We start from the raw sequence: 15,530 nt of genomic DNA, 5'->3' as shown, positions 1-15,530 counted from the left end.
ACGGTAGGGGTGTTTGTTGATGTATTGATTGGAGTATTAGTTGGCGTTGATGTTGGGGTATATGTTGGAGTGTTAGTTGGGGTGTCTGTTGGCGTGTTGGTTGGAGTCCTAGTTGGTGTAACTGTTGGCGTGTTAGTTGGGGTATCTGTTGGAGTGCTAGTTGGCGTAACTGTTGGAGTGTCCGTAGGCGTATCAGTTGGTGTGTTTGTTGGAGTGTCTGTTGGAGTATTCGTTGAAGTATCGGTCGGCGTATCAGTTGGTGTATCAGTTGGTGTGTTAGTTGGCGTAATTGTTGGAGTATTCGTAGGCGTATCAGTTGGTGTAACTGTTGGTGTGTCCGTAGGTGTATCAGTTGGTGTGTTAGTTGGCGTAACTGTTGGAGTATTCGTAGGCGTGTCAGTTGGTGTGTTTGTTGGAGTGTCTGTTGGAGTGCTAGTTGAAGTATCGGTCGGCGTATCAGTTGGTGTATCAGTTGGGGTGTTAGTTGGCGTAACTGTTGGTGTGTCCGTTGGTGTATCAGTTGGTGTGTTTGTTGGTGTAACTGTAGGAGTATTCGTAGGCGTGTCAGTTGGTGTGTTTGTTGGAGTGTCTGTTGGAGTATTTGTTGACGTATCGGTCGGCGTATCAGTTGGTGTATCAGTTGGTGTGTTAGTTGGCGTAACTGTTGGAGTATTCGTAGGCGTATCAGTTGGTGTGTTAGTTGGCGTATCTGTTGGAGTATTCGTAGGTGTATTGGTTGGAGTGTCTGTTGGAGTATTTGTTGACGTATCAGTTGGCGTATCCGTTGGTGTATCAGTTGGTGTGTTAGTTGGCGTAACTGTTGGTGTGTCCGTAGGCGTATCAGTTGGGGTGTTTGTTGGCGTATCTGTTGGAGTATTCGTAGGCGTATCAGTTAGTGTGTTTGTTGGAGTGTCCGTTGGAGTATTTGTTGACGTATCGGTCGGCGTATCAGTTGGTGTATCAGTTGGGGTGTTAGTTGGCGTAACTGTTGGTGTGTCAGTAGGCGTATCAGTTGGGGTGTTTGTTGGCGTAACTGTTGGAGTATTCGTAGGCGTATCAGTTGGTGTGTTTGTTGGAGTGTCTGTTGGAGTATTTGTTGACGTATCGGTCGGCGTATCAGTTGGTGTATCAGTTGGGGTGTTAGTTGGCGTAACTGTTGGTGTGTCCGTAGGCGTATCAGTTGGTGTGTTTGTTGGAGTATTTGTTGACGTATCGGTAGGCGTATTGGTTGGTGTATTAGTTGGCGTAACTGTTGGGGTATGAGTCGGCGTATTTGTTGGTGTATTTGTCGGCGTGTCTGTTGGAGTATTCCTAGGTGTATTGGTTGGAGTGTTAGTTGGTGTATCTGTTGGCGTATTGGTTGGTGTTGGAGTGTTTGTAGGTGTATTAGTCGGAGTTTTTGTTGGTGTATTAGTCGGCGTATTTGAAGGTGTGTTAGTAGGCGTACTAGTTGGCGTATTTGTTGGAGTATTAGTCGGCGTTGGAGTGTTTGTAGGTGTATTAGTTGGAGTTTGAGTTGGTGTATTAGTTGGCGTATTGGTAGGTGTAGCGGTTGGCGTATTAGTTGAGGTTGGGGTTGCAGTAGGTGTATTAGTTGGAGTCTGAGTTGGTGTATTAGTTGGTGTATTTGTTGGAGTGTTTGTAGGTGTATTAGTCGGAGTTTTTGTTGGCGTATTTGTAGGTGTGTTGGTTGGAGTATTAGTGGGGTTGCAGTAGGTGTATTAGTTGGAGTCTGAGTTGGTGTATTAGTTGGTGTATTTGTTGGAGTGTTTGTAGGTGTATTAGTCGGAGTTTTTGTTGGCGTATTTGTAGGTGTGTTTGTTGGAGTGTTTGTTGGAGTATTAGTTGGAGTATTAGTTGGCGTATTTGAAGGTGTGTTAGTAGGCGTACTTGTTGGTGTATTAGTCGGCGTATTAGTTGGTGTTGGAGTGTTTGTAGGTGTATTAGTTGGAGTTTGAGTTGGCGTATTAGTAGGTGTAGCGGTTGGCGTATTAGTTGAGGTTGGGGTTGCAGTAGGTGTATTAGTCGGAGTTTTTGTTGGTGTATTTGTTGGTGTATTCGTCGGCGTATTAGTTGGTGTTGGCGTATTTGTTGGAGTATTAGTCGGCGTATTAGTTGGTGTTGGAGTAATCGCGTAAATAACGACCGTACCGTTTCCACCGGTTGAGGCCGTTGCTCCTCCAACACCGGCCCCTGAGACATAATCAGCGTCAGTTCGTCCCGCAGCATTTCGCACGTCACCTGAGTCACCACCTGCGGTTGTCGATGCAGTGGTGAGTCCTCCCGTGTAGCCAGAACCGCCGCCTCCACCGCCTCCGCCATAGCTGCCAGTCGCACTGCTGCCTCCTCCACCGCCGCCGTAGTAGCCGCCACCACCACCGCCACCACCGCCCTCACAAGATACATCTGCCCCTGAACCGCCACCTCCGTATCCTCCGGCACCCACAAGGGAAGCGCCTTGCCCCTGGCCACCTTGAAATTGAGTGCCCGCGCCCGCCGCACCGCTATTTCCGCATCCAGCGCGGTATTCTGCGCCCGCTCCACCTGCCGACTGCGTACCGGCCCCACCGCCCGAGTAGCAGATACTTTGACAGGACGTTGATGCGGTTCCACTGCTTGCGCCTCCTGCGCCGCCACCCATACCCGCACTGCTGTAGTAGCCATCCCAACCCGAGCCTCCGCCCCCACCCGCCGTTGCTAGCTCTGTAGAACTTCGGCGAATCGCGGAGCGTCCCCCTCCACCACCAAAGGTAGAAGTCTGGCCACCACCACCAACGATGACCGCCAAGCTTTCGCCTGGTGTCACCGCGAGATAGCCCGTTGTGTAGCCCGCGCCACCTCCACCAATTGAAGATGCAGTTCCAGCCGTTGGTCCCGTTCCGCCTCCACCACCTGCTCCCCAAAGCTTGACCTGAAGACTAGACACATTGGCCGGGACGACATACGTTTGAGAATAGCCTAAGTGTGAGTAAACCGTGCTGCTCTGTGCATGCACCCCCATAGGCGCGAGAAACACCAAAATAAATGTGATCAGGTGGAGGACGCGGACAACACACTGGCTCCAGAGAGGTCGAGTTCTCTTTTTGCGATCACGGATCGCCTTAAGCCCGCGCGGCTGTAAAGAGATGGCGGTAAAAAGGCAAACCGATAGCATCAGCGCTATATATGCGCCCACGCCCCTTATTCTATTCTCTATGTGATGCCACATAGATCTAATGCCCTACGATTGCTTTACGCTGCAACTACCTAGATCGACATGATCTGAGGAAAACTTAAGATCCTCTGAGATGAGGTTATAGGGCTTCAAAAGGCGGGTATGTTTTTCGAAATTTGATAGATTTAAGTGAGTGAAATTATGTAATTTTCTACTAATTTCCTCTCCTAAGTCTCAACCACCTTGTAGTACGGAGATCCACCACCATTTTAGGCAACAAAGAGGGGAAACTCTCGAATGTACTTGATGTTGCTTAGAGTAATGCCCCTAACAGTGATCCAATTATTTCTAAGAGGGGTGCCGCTAAGATTGCTGCGGCGCTACATTGCAACCGCACGCAGCTACTCTCCAGCAACGCTCTTTGCGCTTACGGTAGCCCTTGGACAACTGCTCTGTTGGTTTCTAAGTCCAAGCCTTATGTTATCTACGGTGATGGTGCTTGCATTCCTCCTTGCAGTAACCGCCAGGGGATTTCGCGGTCTTCTAATGGGGCTGCTTATAGGGGTATTCTCCTGTATTGTGGCAATTTACTGCGACAGTAGTGCAGCGCCTAGTAGGGAGCTCGTAACGATAGTTCAGATTGAGGGTGAGCCACGACGCACTACTCCAGGACGGGTCGTATTTAAAGCCCGTGATCTCCTTGCATCTGACTCGCCACTTCTCTCCTGCAGAGCGCTAGAGCTACCGTGGCGTAATAGTGCAAGTCTCCTGCAGGGCGATATAGTTTGGCTGCGTGGAGTTGCCCAGGGGGTGCAGAGAGAGTCTAACCCATGGTCGTGGCAGAGCTGGCTCTGGCGCCGAGGGGTGCGCTACGAGTGCAAGGCAGATTTTATCTCAACACCGATTTGGCGTGAAGCAAGTGCGCCGTTTACAATCGGTAGGGAGATGGTTATGAAACGCGTTGATGGCATCGCGCAAGAGCGCCGCGGAGCAACACTCTTTCTTTCCATGGCGCTTGGATACCACGATCTCTTAAGCAAGCCCGTAGAGGATGCCTTTACACGGCTTGGATTAACGCACCTGCTGGTCGTTTCGGGATATCAGGTCAGCCTAGTATTTGGGGTTGTTGCAGCGTGCTTGGCTGGGCTTGGGGCGCAGATATTATCGGGACGCTTTGTGCGTCTTGCTGTAATGATTGCTGCACTTGGCGTAGCGCTCGTGTATGTGCTTTTTATCGGAGCAGAGATGTCAGCAACGCGCGCCTTCGTAGCCGCTGCCTGTGTTTGCCTAGAATCTTTGGGAGAGTTCGGGCGGCGGTTTGCGCAGCGCTGGGGTGTAGCGTTGCTTGTGATGCAGCTTATATGGCCGTGGGCTGCGCTAGAGATCGGAGTTCAACTGACATTTGCCGCACTCGCCGGAATCGGCGTAGGTATGTGTCTTGGTCGTGGAAGCTGGATTCGAAGCTATCTCTGGATTAATACGGCGGTCTGGCTCTTTACAAGTGCAGTCGTTGTGGCATGGTCCGGCGCAGTTTCGTTTGCAGGCTTAATCCTTAACCTGCTGCTGGCTGCACCGTGGTCGTTTCTGAACTGTACCGCAGGGATCGTTGGATTAGCACTAAGCTGGCTCGATCTACCCCTTAGCAGTGGGCCCTTTCTTGTGGTGGTATGGATCAATGAACTTATCGCAGAGTGCTTGCTTCTGCTAAGTGAATCAGCCCTTGCTGGAGGTACGGTTGAGGGGGTCTGGCAGCTTGTAACGTGTGCGGCGTTAACGCTTGGTTCAGGGCTTATTCTACTGCGCGCCGCGCGCCAGCAGAGTATAAATGCACCCTTAGATCTGGTGCGATAGATCTGGTGCACTAGGCCGCTATACAGATCCCTCGTAAAGTATCGAGGTTCTCTACGACACGCCCAACTCCGCGCATCACGCAGGTAAGTGGATCCGAATCTCGAACGAACTTAATACCACTCCTCTCGCTGAGCTTCTCTGCTAGCCCGCGTAGCAATGCGCCACCACCTGCAAGGTGCACTCCGTTTGCTAGGATATCCTGAGCAACTTCAGGGTTAACGTTCTCAAGGGCGGTATAGATAGCGCCTACAATCGAACAGAGTGGCTCTTGTAGCGCGGTACGAACTACCTCGTTGTTAATCTCCATGGAACGGGGCATTCCAGTTGCAACGTCACGACCAAATACGGTCATGACAAGGTGTGGAACGTGCGTTAATAGAGATCCGATCGTTATCTTTACCCGCTCGGCTTCGAAGATGCTGATCTCAATGCCGCACCGTTGTTTAATGTGGCGCTGAATAGCCTCATCCATTTCGTCACCAGCGATACGAATAGCGTAAGAATAGATCGTACCGCCAAGGCTGAGGATCGCTATCTCAGTTGTTCCGCCCCCTATATCGACAACCATACTGCCGATCGGCTGCTCAATAGGAAGACCACTACCAACGGCTGCAGCCATTGACTCCTCAACCATAAATACCTGACGAACGCCGGATGATAGCGCGGCGTCGAGCACTGCGCGCTTCTCTACCTGGGTGATATCTGACGGAACTCCTATTACAGCGCGCGGACGTACAAGTGACCAACGATTTCGCACAACTTTTAGCATATGCCGAATCATTGCGGTGGTTACTTCAAAGTCCGCAATCACCCCGTCCTTGATCGGGCGCACGCATCTGATCTTGCGTGAGGTTTTGCCAAACATCTGCTTTGCGGCAAGACCGACTGCTAGGATCTCATTGGTCTCTGCATCGAGCGCCACAACCGAGGGCTCATTCAACACAATTCCGCGTCCTTTAACGTAAACTAGGGTATTCGCAGTCCCTAGATCGATCGCAACGTCAGCGCTTATAAGCGCTGACATCCGCCGCCATAGTGGAGAGCCGTAGAGCGAGGCTTTTTCAGGAAGTTTAAGCACGCGTTCCTCCTCCTACCACTACCTTAGTAGCGCTAGCTTTTGACATTGTTTTGTTTGCTGTTGGTCGTTGTTGCAGGATTAGATCAATATCCATACCCTGCCCACGACCAGATCGGGCTGGAAAGGATAATACTGAGACAGCGAATGGCTTCGCCTCTGTACTGAGGTGGCTAGCCAGAGTGCGCAGCTTGTGCTGAAAGAAGGAGCTCATCATATTATCGAGCGCAACCAGGATATCGCCATTAGGAACCCGGACTAGGGGGAAGTGTGGTGGAAGCGCCTGTTGGGCTAGGCGCACGAACTGTTCGCTCTGTTGTACGGCTATTGAGATGCCGTGTTCGTGCTCAACCTGGCTGAACGTATCAACCGAAATGCGTAGAACCTCTACCGAGTCAGAGCCGAGAGCATCCCCAAGTTGAGCTAGCTTTAAACAGAAACTCTCCCAGGAGGACTCAACTGAGGTTGATTGTTTTTTAAAGAGGCCCCAGTAGAGTAAGCGCGAGATCTGGGTCGCAACGTCCTCAAGATGCTTGATCTGCAGCTTTGTAAAGGAGAATGCCTTGCGACTGTCGCACATCAGAACGCCGGCGCAGGGTGGGGCGCTTTTACGAGCATCAGAGGCCTCAGTTGGCATGGTTATAGGAACAGCAACCAGGCTCTTAATTGGCTCGGATTCGGTATAGATACCGAGGGTTGCGCTGTCTAGATCAAAGGGCGCAACGTGAATAGGGCGGCCGTGCTGAGCTACCCATCCGATCAACCCACTGCCGATCTGCAGACGGCAGTCGCGAGTTAGGGTAGTTGAGAGGGAGTGCATAGCCACAAGCTCAATGCTTGTAGGGCTCTGTTCTGAGCTGCGCGCGACCCCCGAGGAGGACTCAATTAAAAGCTCGGTTGGAAGAAATATCGCGCAGGTATGGGACTCAGAGATATTAGCCCCTAGTCTGGCTAGCTTCTTGAGGTCCTCTTTAAGTTGGTTGATAAAGGTCATTAAAACAGCCCGATGTTTACAAGATCTTTTTGGCGGGTAGTCGCAACTTTAAACAACCTAAAGTTAGCAGACTAGCGACATTTCGACAACGGGATTTCGCAAGTTTTCCGGTTCCTCACTGATAAGTGTGGGTACATTAGATGGAAAACCCCTGCGCGGGAACGTGAACCGCCTCCCGTTACCAGCTCCCGCTCCGACAGCGGAAACTTATTTCGAAAAGAAACGATTAATAGAAGATATGTTTTGTCATGAAAAGCTCGAAGTCTATCAAAAGTCGGTTGAATTACTGAATAGGTTATTAGTGTTATTCGCCTCCTCCCGAACGGAAATAGCGATATTGTCAACCAGTGGCGGCACGACGCCACCTCCATTTAGCGGCCATGCTGTTAAAGCTGGTTTTAAAGGGTTAAACGGTATCGGAGCGGGAACAGGTAACGGGAAGCGGTTCACGTTCCCGCGCACGGGTTTTTCAACTAATGTACCTACACTTATCGGTGAGCAACCGTATAAACTTGTCGGCAACTATTCTAGCTAGCGCGTCTAGGCCGAGCACCGCGAGCATTCGGTGCAGAGCTTCCGCGCGTCCCGCTGGAACGAGCGGCTGGAAGGGCAGGAGCGGGTAGTGGTGTTGCGCTCTTGCTCTCTGCACCCAATGTGCCCACCGCGCCGATCTGCGGCGGACTCTCACGTACCCCCTCCATCTCAAAGGCGTACTCGTCGGGCCTTAGGCGACCATCGGGTAGGATCAAGATCTGAACCCCATGTTTCGCCTCTAGATACGAGATATCGGCACGCTTGTTATTAAGCAGAAAGAAGGCAGGCAGCGAGGAGAGACGCGCTTTGACCTTCGCCACATGACCCATAACAACAGCAGCCTGAATCTTGCGGAGCGCTTCGAGCGCAACTAGCTCAGGGTTCTTGATGTGGCCACTTCCTACGCAGTGGTCGCACTTAATATGGCTGTGGCTCGTTAGTGAGGCACGCAAACGTTGGCGCGACATCTCAAGGAGTCCAAACTGAGAGAGCCGACCGAGCTCAATGCGCGCTTTATCCGGTGCTAGGGCATCCTGTAAGCGGCGCTCTACGGTGCTACGGTGGCGTTTGTCGAGCATGTCGATAAAGTCAATCACCACCAGTCCACCGAGGTCGCGTAGACGTAGTTGACGGGCAACCTCATCGGCTGCTTCGATGTTGGTCTTATAGGCGGTCTCTTCGATATTTTGGCTGTCGGTCGCTTTGCCCGAGTTGACGTCGATGGCAACAAGAGCCTCAAGCTGTTCGATTACGATCGCACCGCCGGATTTTAGCTTTACCTCGCGCGCAAAGGTGTCCTGTACCTGTTGATCGATGCCGTGGTGAGTAAAGATCGGCTGCGCCTCTTCATACAAACGAATACGGGAGCGATAGCGCGGCATAACCTGACCGACAAATTCCTTGACCGTCTCGAAGGTTTTCTGATCGTCGATCAATATCTCACGCACATCCGGGGTAAAGTAATCGCGGATCACGCGCGTTGTAAGATCGTTATCCTTGTAGATTAAGCAAGGAGCCTGTGCGCTTTGATTGGCGGTCAGGATGCTCTCCCACAGTTTAAGCTGTATGGTCAGGTCACGTGAGAGATCGCTCTGAGAGCGATCGAGGCCAGCGGTGCGAATTATCATTCCGATGCCGTTTGGCATCTCAAGTTCACGCGCTAGACGGCGCAGACGTAAGCGCTGATCGCTGTCGTTAATCTTGCGCGATATTCCGCCGCGGTCACTGCCCGGCATAATCACTAGGTAGCGACCAGGAAGTGAGAGGTAGGTCGTCAGGGTTGCACCCTTCATATCCCGTTCCTCTTTTACAACCTGTACGACGATCTCCTGACCAGGCTCAAGCACGTCCTGGATACGAGCACGATTGGAGCGACCCTGATTAGCCCGGTAGCATGATGGATGTACGTCGTTAATCTGTAGGAATCCGTTACGCTGTGTTCCGATATCGATGAAGGCAGCTTGAAGACTGGGCTCTATGCGCGAAATTCGCCCACGATAAACGTTGCCCTTAGCTTTCTTTCCTACGTTCGACTCAATTTCGAGTTCAGCTAACTGCGAACCCTCGATAATTGCGATACGGCACTCCTCGGGATGCACCGCATTGATAAGCATTCTCTGGTCCATTAATCCTCTCCCTTGTGGGAGGTGCTTGAAGATAGGGAGCTTGTAGGCAAAGCGTAGATTGAGGCGACGAATCACCTCGTAGCAGGAGTTGTGAGGCAGCTAGCCCCGATCCTGAACACACTTTGTCGTATGGGTAAGTCATATCTCACTCACTAGGCGCCACGAAAGTTGTGTGGCGCAGGCTCCTTCTCATCACAGGGGCTTAATGCGGGACGCAATTTAAGCAATTGTGATTACAGCACCTTCCGAAATTAATATTAAAATTTGACGTTGGATATCCAACTATCCCTTTGGTGTAGCACATATTGACCAAGAGGGGTACTCCATAGTGATTAACGGTGTTAATTATCAAGTATTAACAAGGGCCTTGATTTCCCTAATCAAGTCCCTAGATTTACACGGTTTTATTACTATTTTTGTACATCCTGCAGCGCGTGCTGCCTGATGTGCCTCGGGGTCATCGAGCGCCGTAAAGGCTACAATCGGGACCGAGATCCCCTTGCTCCTAATCTCACGGACGCACTCCTGCCCATTCATTCCTGGCATCATTAGATCGATTAAGATGATATCCGGCTTGCTCTGCTCCACCTCAAGCAGGGCTGAAATACCATCTGAATGCCGAACTACCTCAAATCCCTGACCTTCAAACAGAAGGTCAACGATGTCGAGAGACGTGATGTCGTCGTCTATAACCAGGATGCGATTGTTCATGGTAATATAGTGATGCCAAAAGTGAGTGCTAGGGACCGAAAACTCGCCGGTCGACTAAATTTAGAAACCTTGTTTGACGCTATATACTTGAAAACTAATGGCTCTTAGCCGATATGAATCTATAGGGAAGAGCGATTAGAGTGAACGGAAGGAATAAGTACCTGTAGTATCTACTATCATTGCCCCACCTGTGTGGGGAGTTTCTATGATAGTCGCAGGCTAATGACACGCTATGTTTGCACTAGAGATCACATTTAAGGGCGATTCACCAAGTAGGGAGACGATTTTTATTCGTCGACCGGCGGCGCTGATCGGCGCCCAGGACCCGGCCCACGTAATCGTAGATGAGATGCAAGCGGTTGGATACAACCTGCTGGTGTGTCGCGGTGTTGGCAGAAAGTTTAGCTTAACTCCGGTGGCTATCAGTGGAGGCGCGCAGCCGCCCTCATTCCTAGATGGCATCTACGAGGGCGAATCAACGGTTGATGTTGGGCCACTCATATTGCATTTTACCGCGATCGATGGCGACCTAATGTTGCGCGAGTCGGAGGCTACGGATCGTGCCGGAGTGCGGATCTTGCGCCAGGCCTGTACCGAGCCCACTCCACTCTATCCAGCGCTGATGCTGACCTCAGATCCGCCGGTAGTGATCTCGTTTTCAGCAGAGAGTTCGGTCTTGGTTGGTCGCTCGCGGCAGTGTTCGCTAAGACTCGATGCCCCGAGCATCTCATCTCGTCACGCACGGGTTGGTTATGAGTCCGGGGAGTTCTGGATTGAGGACCTCGGTTCAACCAACGGAACGTTCGTCAATCAACAACAGATCTCAGGACGGGTGAACGTTGCACCAGGGGTTGCGATCTCATTTGGACGCGAGGTTAGCGCGTTAGGGGTTGTTTCTCCTGAGCAGGCAGCAGAGGCGCTGAGCGGCCTAAAGGGATCCGGCGCAAAGCCAGCCATTAGGCAGAAGCGCTATCCCGTTCTGTTCTCACTTTCCGAGAGCGCTCGGCCGGCCCGCATAGTTCTCAAAGCTGGAGATGATTGTGTGCTAGGGCGCGATCCGGCTAGCGATATGTGGCTCGGCGCGCCACACGTCTCACGGCGCCACTGCTCAGTGGAGGTCTCAAAGACGGGAGTTGTGCGGGTTATAGATCGTAGCACCAACGGAACGGCCTATGATGGTGGCATCCTGCATAGGGATGAGGTTGCCGAGAGCTCTGACAAACCGCTGGTACTCGATTTCGGCGGAAACGTGACGGTTGCGCTCTGCTTCTCTGAGCGTGATGAACAGGCTTTTATAGCAGCTGGCGGAGTTGCAACGAGCTTTATTGCAGCGCTCCCCACAGAGGACAGCGCTAGCAGAGCGCAGGAACCAAGGCTGCGTTCAAGGCGAACAACGGCGTGGTTGCAATCTCCAGCACAGTTTCTTGCAGCAGGGGAGCAAGCGCAAAATGGCAGTACTGGTGGACTTAAGCAGCTCTATAGCCGTCTTTCGCTAAAGGGGCGACTGGTTATGGGAGCTATCGCAGTGGGCATAATTGGAGTTCTTTTGTTGCTCGTGAGTATGCTGGTTTTAGGATTGCGTAGGTAAGAAGGGTGCCAAGGGGCATTAGGCAGGTGGTCAGGTGGTGTGGAGAGCGTCAAGTTTTTGATCTTTTCATGTGAAAAGATTTGGTTTTATGAGATATAATTAGGCGAGGTCTAAACATGGCAAGTGAACCGAGTGATCTAACGTTCGTGCGTTGTCCGTCGTGCAGAAGCCTAGTGCCTGCGAGCGCAGCTCGCTGTCGCATATGCAACAATCCGTTAGATTCTCTTGCACAGAGCGAGGGTGGAGGGGAAGCCGCCAAGGGTACGGGGCGCATCCGACAGAGAACCGTTACCGCGGCCCCACAGGATGTAATCTCCGCTGTTGTGGCAGCCAAGACCGAGAAGGCATTAGCGGTCTCTGCAGCACCCTCTGTACAGGGTGATGATGAATTCGATCCCCTTGGTGCGTACCTACAGGATCTTGAAGGCGTAGATGAAGTGGTAGCTACGGCTCCCGAAGCTCTACAGCCCGACCGCACAGCGCCAGCACAGCGGGCGGAAGACGACGATGATGATGAAGAGGACGATCCTTTTGATCTCGATCTATTCGATGAGCCGGTTGTAGAAAAGCCTACTAGCGCTGCGCCCGAGCAGCGCCCGGTCAAGCAGCCTGCGGTAAACGATCCGTTCGATGATGAGATTACGATCGATCCGGTTGCGCCAAAGGCAGTAGTGGCTAAAGAGAGAGAGGCGGAGGTTCGCCCCCATACTCCGATGCCGGCAGCGCCGCGTCGAGAGGAGCAGCGTCCGCGCGGTGTAGAGGCGCAGCAAGGGGGTGGTCAGCAGAGGGGTGGAGGGGAGGCGCGTAAGAACGAAGCACGACCGCCGCAGCGCAGCGAACCACAGCGTAGTGAGCGCATGCAGGAGCAACGTCAGAATAGGCCTGCGCCAACACAACAACGCGCACCAGAACCGCCGCGTGCGCCGGAACCGCAGCGACCTAAGCGTGACGAACGCGATGAGCGCAGGCAGGATCATAACAGACCAGCACAGCAACAACCCCCAGAGCAGCGTCACGAGCAGCGACACGAGCAGGGCCGCCGTGCGGGGGATCCTCAGCAGCACGCCACCGTGTCTGAGCGCACGCAGGCCAGCACCGGTCCAAAGACCGGAAAGATGCGACCTGGAAAGCTCTTCGGATGGCTCGTCAGTTATGAGAGTCCCGACGGCCGAGCGATCGAGCTGCGTGAGGGTAAGTTCTTTGTGACCGCCTCGAGTATCAAAGGTACGGACCTTATTCTCGAAGACCCGAGTATCTCAACCCCGCACGCGCTTATGTCGATCAGTGAGGGCGGATTCCTTGTTCAGGATCTGATGAGCGATCACGGTGTTTTTGTGAGGCACGATGAACGCGCTGAATATCAGCAGGAGGAATCACTTGTGCGTGTTAGTCACGGCGATTGGCTGCGTTTCGGTGAAGTTGAGTTCCTTGTCATCATTGTGCCAGCTTCATCAAGCAGGTAGGTTAGAAAGCTAATGAAGGTACCCACAACCATTATAATGTCCCTACTTGCTTGCGTCATGCTTGGATGCGATTCATCGCCGTTGGCCGGGGATTTAGCGCAGCGCGATGCTAACGAGATAGTGGCGGTGCTTCGAGAACGGGGTATTGAGGCTGAGATCGAACGGGAACGTGGTGCGAAGGGTAAGTATTCCGTGTCGGTGGCTACAGCGCAGTTCGGGGCTTCTGCTGCGCTCTTAACGCAGCTCGGTCTTCCGACAGAGAGGAAGGCCTCCTTCCGAGATCTCGTTGCCCCAAGCGGCATCCTGCCAAGCTCAAGAGAGATTGAAGCGCTCCGTATCGACCGTGCTCAGGCAGCAGAGATCGAGGACCTTCTTTCAACACATACCGCTGTCATTGCAGTGGGGGCGATAGTGCGAGTCCGCTCGGTACAGGGTAACGCAGAGCCCTCAGTCTCAGTCGTCGTTCAGAAACGCTACGGCGCAACGCTTGATATTGCGGTGCTGCAGGAGTTAGTGCTGAGAGCTCTACCGGGTATAAAGCCTGCAGGGGTGGTCGTGTCTATCACTGAACAGAGCCCGCCGCTCGTTACTGGCTCGGGTAGCGAGGTAGCTAGTAGCCCAGAGGCATTAGTTCCGTTCCTTGTATTTTGGAGGGTTCCACAGGGTGAGTACATGGGGCTCTCACTACTGTTAATTGGATTATTGGTTGGAATCTCTGGGATGACGGCGCTAGCGGGTTATATTTTCGGTCAATATACGCAGGCCCGACAGACCGAATCAATGCGTCTTGAAGCTGTTGGTGGCGGGCGTCCCCCTGTGGAACGGCTCGCTGCTTTCGCTGGAGCTGATGGTGTAAAGGATACGGATGATGATGATCAATACAGAGGGGATGATGAGGAATGAGTAATGGCGCGCTGGCACAATTAACACAACACGAACAGGCGCTCGTTGCTGTTGCAATACTGATTGACGGTAACGAGGCAGCCGCGGTCTTAGCCATTGATTCAACGCGTGGTGAGCAGTTAAAAGCCGCAGCGCAGGAGCTCGGCATGATGGAGATAGATACCCGACTGCCCTTCATCGGAACCCTCTTACGTCGTGCACTGGAGGGGGAGAGGTAGAGATGTGGCGCAAAACCTTGAGGAGCTTTCGGCATATCATCTACAGGTTAAGATTGAACTGGATCGGCGTATTGAGCGGATCAGCCGAATTAATAGTGAGCTTGCGGATAACGACTTTAGGCTCAAGGCGCTTGAAAGCTCTGGTCGAACGTTGGTGGGCGATACGGCGCGTGTCTTGGCTCAGGTCTCCTACCGTGCCAAGCTTAAACGAGATCGCGTACGGCATGAGAGTGAGCTTGCTGAGGCGACTGAGGATATGAAACGGGCTGAGGATCGATTGTTTCAGGTTGAGGCAGAGATTGAGAGCGCCGAGGTTGCACCAGAGATAGTTGCAAACGATAAAGAGATGCAAGGTGAGGATTAGGTGAACGAACAGGGAGCATCACAGTCAGGGGAGTCAGGAGAATCGCACGACGTACAGTTGTGGGACCCAGAGCGAGCGTGCCGGAACGTCTCGCCCGCCGAGGCGCAGTGGTCGAGAGGCTTCCTACGCTGTCGGCCCGAGAAGTGGTTTCCCGGTTTCGCCGCACAGTGGATGCCGATAGTGCACGCTATCGGATGTGAGGCCACGATAGCCGATATTAAAACGCTACTGACCCAACCCCCCTACGATGAATATACCTTCGTTGGCGAGATCGGCGGGGAAGAGCTAATTCTCTCAGTTGATGATGAATCGGCACGCATCCTTCTGGCAGAGGTTGTCCCGGGGATTGATGATAAGGCCGGCGCGGTTGTGGCCGAGTATCTGCTCAGACGGATGTTCTTTAGCCTCGTGAGCGCTTGGAGTGGGGCAGAGCTCACTGCAGTTTCGTTTCGTGGCAAGGCTAAAGAATCCTCCACTAAGGTTGTGGCCAGCGTGCGCCTGGCCAGTACAATTAATACGGGTTCGGTAGTGGTCTGGATCGGCTTGGGACAAAAGATGGTAGAAAACCTGGACGGTTTATGGCGACGGCAGGTGCAGTCCTCCTCACGTGTAGCTACAGGAGTCTCCTCGGTTCGTCTTGAGGTGGCACAGCTCGGAGTTCCGCCGCAGATGCTTTCAGATTATCTGATTAAGGGTACGGTGATCGACCTTGAGGTGCGCGCCTCTGATACAATAACGCTACGGGTGGGTAACAAGGCCTGGATGCCGGGTCGGATGGTCAATGTGGGCGGTAATTTTGGGTGTGAGATGGTGCCTGGTGCCGTTGTGGCGCCCTCAGTCGCTGAAGGAACTACGCGCTTGTCGGTAGAGCTGGCATCGATTAATCTTGAGGCGGCGCAGTTAGCCGAACTGGGGCAGCCAGGAGCTATCCTTGTCAGCGATGCTCCGTTAGGAGCTCGCGTTACGCTCGTTATCAACCAGGAGAAGGTCGGTGAGGCGCGGCTCTGTGTTTATGAGGGACGCTTCGCAATTGAGGTACTGTAGTTCTAT

The 15,530-nt window shown here is 52.8% G+C and carries 15 protein-coding genes; 11 read left to right on the top strand and 4 right to left on the bottom strand.

The annotated features are described in order from the left end of the window. Positions 1-9 precede the first annotated feature (9 nt). The 4 genes from NTV65_10440 (at position 10) to NTV65_10425 (ending at position 5,005) form a co-directional block, all read left to right on the top strand. Positions 10-1,263: a hypothetical protein gene (locus NTV65_10440; protein ID MCX6115613.1), complete on the top strand. Its 1,254-nt coding sequence runs from the start codon at positions 10-12 to the stop codon at positions 1,261-1,263. 30 nt (positions 1,264-1,293) lie between these two features. Beyond that, a complete protein-coding gene (locus tag NTV65_10435; protein MCX6115612.1) occupies positions 1,294-1,515 on the top strand; it encodes a hypothetical protein in 222 nt (73 codons plus the stop codon). Between the two features lie 251 nt (positions 1,516-1,766). Next, on the top strand, positions 1,767-1,958 hold the full coding sequence (locus NTV65_10430) for a hypothetical protein (GenBank protein MCX6115611.1): 192 nt from the start codon (positions 1,767-1,769) through the stop codon (positions 1,956-1,958). Positions 1,959-3,511: 1,553 nt separating this feature from the next. Next, the gene (locus NTV65_10425) at positions 3,512-5,005 is read left to right on the top strand and encodes a ComEC/Rec2 family competence protein (GenBank protein MCX6115610.1); all 1,494 of its coding nucleotides are present in this window, start codon (positions 3,512-3,514) and stop codon (positions 5,003-5,005) included. Between the two features lie 10 nt (positions 5,006-5,015). Here the strand turns inward: NTV65_10425 and NTV65_10420 are convergent, their stop codons facing one another. Both NTV65_10420 and NTV65_10415 read right to left on the bottom strand, forming a co-directional pair. After that, positions 5,016-6,029: a rod shape-determining protein gene (locus tag NTV65_10420; protein MCX6115609.1), complete on the bottom strand. Its 1,014-nt coding sequence runs from the start codon at positions 6,027-6,029 to the stop codon at positions 5,016-5,018. Between the two features lie 46 nt (positions 6,030-6,075). Next, positions 6,076-7,074 (bottom strand): GAF domain-containing protein, encoded by a 999-nt coding sequence (locus NTV65_10415; GenBank protein ID MCX6115608.1) that lies wholly within the window; start codon positions 7,072-7,074, stop codon positions 6,076-6,078. A 127-nt stretch (positions 7,075-7,201) separates the two neighbouring features. Between NTV65_10415 and NTV65_10410 the strand changes: the two genes are divergently transcribed. Continuing rightward, the gene (locus tag NTV65_10410) at positions 7,202-7,609 is read left to right on the top strand and encodes a hypothetical protein (GenBank protein MCX6115607.1); all 408 of its coding nucleotides are present in this window, start codon (positions 7,202-7,204) and stop codon (positions 7,607-7,609) included. Here NTV65_10410 and NTV65_10405 read toward each other — a convergent pair. Both NTV65_10405 and NTV65_10400 read right to left on the bottom strand, forming a co-directional pair. Then, complete coding sequence (locus NTV65_10405; GenBank protein MCX6115606.1) at positions 7,602-9,233, bottom strand: Rne/Rng family ribonuclease; 1,632 nt, start codon at positions 9,231-9,233, stop codon at positions 7,602-7,604. The genes NTV65_10410 and NTV65_10405 overlap by 8 nt on opposite strands. A gap of 348 nt (positions 9,234-9,581) precedes the next feature. Further along, a complete protein-coding gene (locus NTV65_10400) occupies positions 9,582-9,944 on the bottom strand; it encodes a response regulator (protein MCX6115605.1) in 363 nt (120 codons plus the stop codon). A gap of 232 nt (positions 9,945-10,176) precedes the next feature. On the opposite strand from NTV65_10400, the gene NTV65_10395 reads away from it, so the two are divergent. From NTV65_10395 to NTV65_10370, 6 genes are all read left to right on the top strand, one after another. Beyond that, positions 10,177-11,532, top strand: a complete 1,356-nt coding sequence (locus NTV65_10395; GenBank protein MCX6115604.1) for an FHA domain-containing protein — start codon at positions 10,177-10,179, stop codon at positions 11,530-11,532. 116 nt (positions 11,533-11,648) lie between these two features. After that, positions 11,649-12,995: an FHA domain-containing protein gene (locus tag NTV65_10390; protein ID MCX6115603.1), complete on the top strand. Its 1,347-nt coding sequence runs from the start codon at positions 11,649-11,651 to the stop codon at positions 12,993-12,995. Positions 12,996-13,007: 12 nt separating this feature from the next. After that, positions 13,008-13,898 carry a hypothetical protein gene (locus NTV65_10385; protein MCX6115602.1) on the top strand — a complete coding sequence of 297 codons (891 nt, stop codon included), beginning with the start codon at positions 13,008-13,010 and terminating at the stop codon, positions 13,896-13,898. Continuing rightward, positions 13,895-14,116: a hypothetical protein gene (locus tag NTV65_10380; protein ID MCX6115601.1), complete on the top strand. Its 222-nt coding sequence runs from the start codon at positions 13,895-13,897 to the stop codon at positions 14,114-14,116. Before NTV65_10385 ends, NTV65_10380 begins: the two co-directional genes overlap by 4 nt. Positions 14,117-14,120: 4 nt before the next feature. Next, the gene (locus NTV65_10375; protein MCX6115600.1) at positions 14,121-14,480 is read left to right on the top strand and encodes a hypothetical protein; all 360 of its coding nucleotides are present in this window, start codon (positions 14,121-14,123) and stop codon (positions 14,478-14,480) included. Continuing rightward, positions 14,481-15,524: a FliM/FliN family flagellar motor C-terminal domain-containing protein gene (locus NTV65_10370; protein ID MCX6115599.1), complete on the top strand. Its 1,044-nt coding sequence runs from the start codon at positions 14,481-14,483 to the stop codon at positions 15,522-15,524. Positions 15,525-15,530: the final 6 nt, after the last annotated feature.

The organism is Pseudomonadota bacterium (assembly GCA_026390555.1).
Taxonomy (GTDB): domain Bacteria; phylum Bdellovibrionota_C; class UBA2361; order UBA2361; family OMII01; genus OMII01.
The sequence above is the reverse complement of the archived record's forward strand: the minus strand, read 5'-3'. Positions and strand labels throughout refer to the sequence as shown.

Bases quoted from the DNA above. Each gene is read 5' to 3' on its own strand.
- NTV65_10420 (MCX6115609.1), bottom strand. From the start codon at position 6,029: ATGTCAGCGCTTATAAGCGCTGACGTTGCGATCGATCTAGGGACTGCG.
- NTV65_10415 (MCX6115608.1), bottom strand. From the start codon at position 7,074: ATGACCTTTATCAACCAACTTAAAGAGGACCTCAAGAAGCTAGCCAGA.
- NTV65_10405 (MCX6115606.1), bottom strand. From the start codon at position 9,233: ATGGACCAGAGAATGCTTATCAATGCGGTGCATCCCGAGGAGTGCCGT.
- NTV65_10400 (MCX6115605.1), bottom strand. From the start codon at position 9,944: ATGAACAATCGCATCCTGGTTATAGACGACGACATCACGTCTCTCGAC.
- NTV65_10395 (MCX6115604.1), top strand. From the start codon at position 10,177: ATGTTTGCACTAGAGATCACATTTAAGGGCGATTCACCAAGTAGGGAG.
- NTV65_10390 (MCX6115603.1), top strand. From the start codon at position 11,649: ATGGCAAGTGAACCGAGTGATCTAACGTTCGTGCGTTGTCCGTCGTGC.
- NTV65_10385 (MCX6115602.1), top strand. From the start codon at position 13,008: ATGAAGGTACCCACAACCATTATAATGTCCCTACTTGCTTGCGTCATG.
- NTV65_10380 (MCX6115601.1), top strand. From the start codon at position 13,895: ATGAGTAATGGCGCGCTGGCACAATTAACACAACACGAACAGGCGCTC.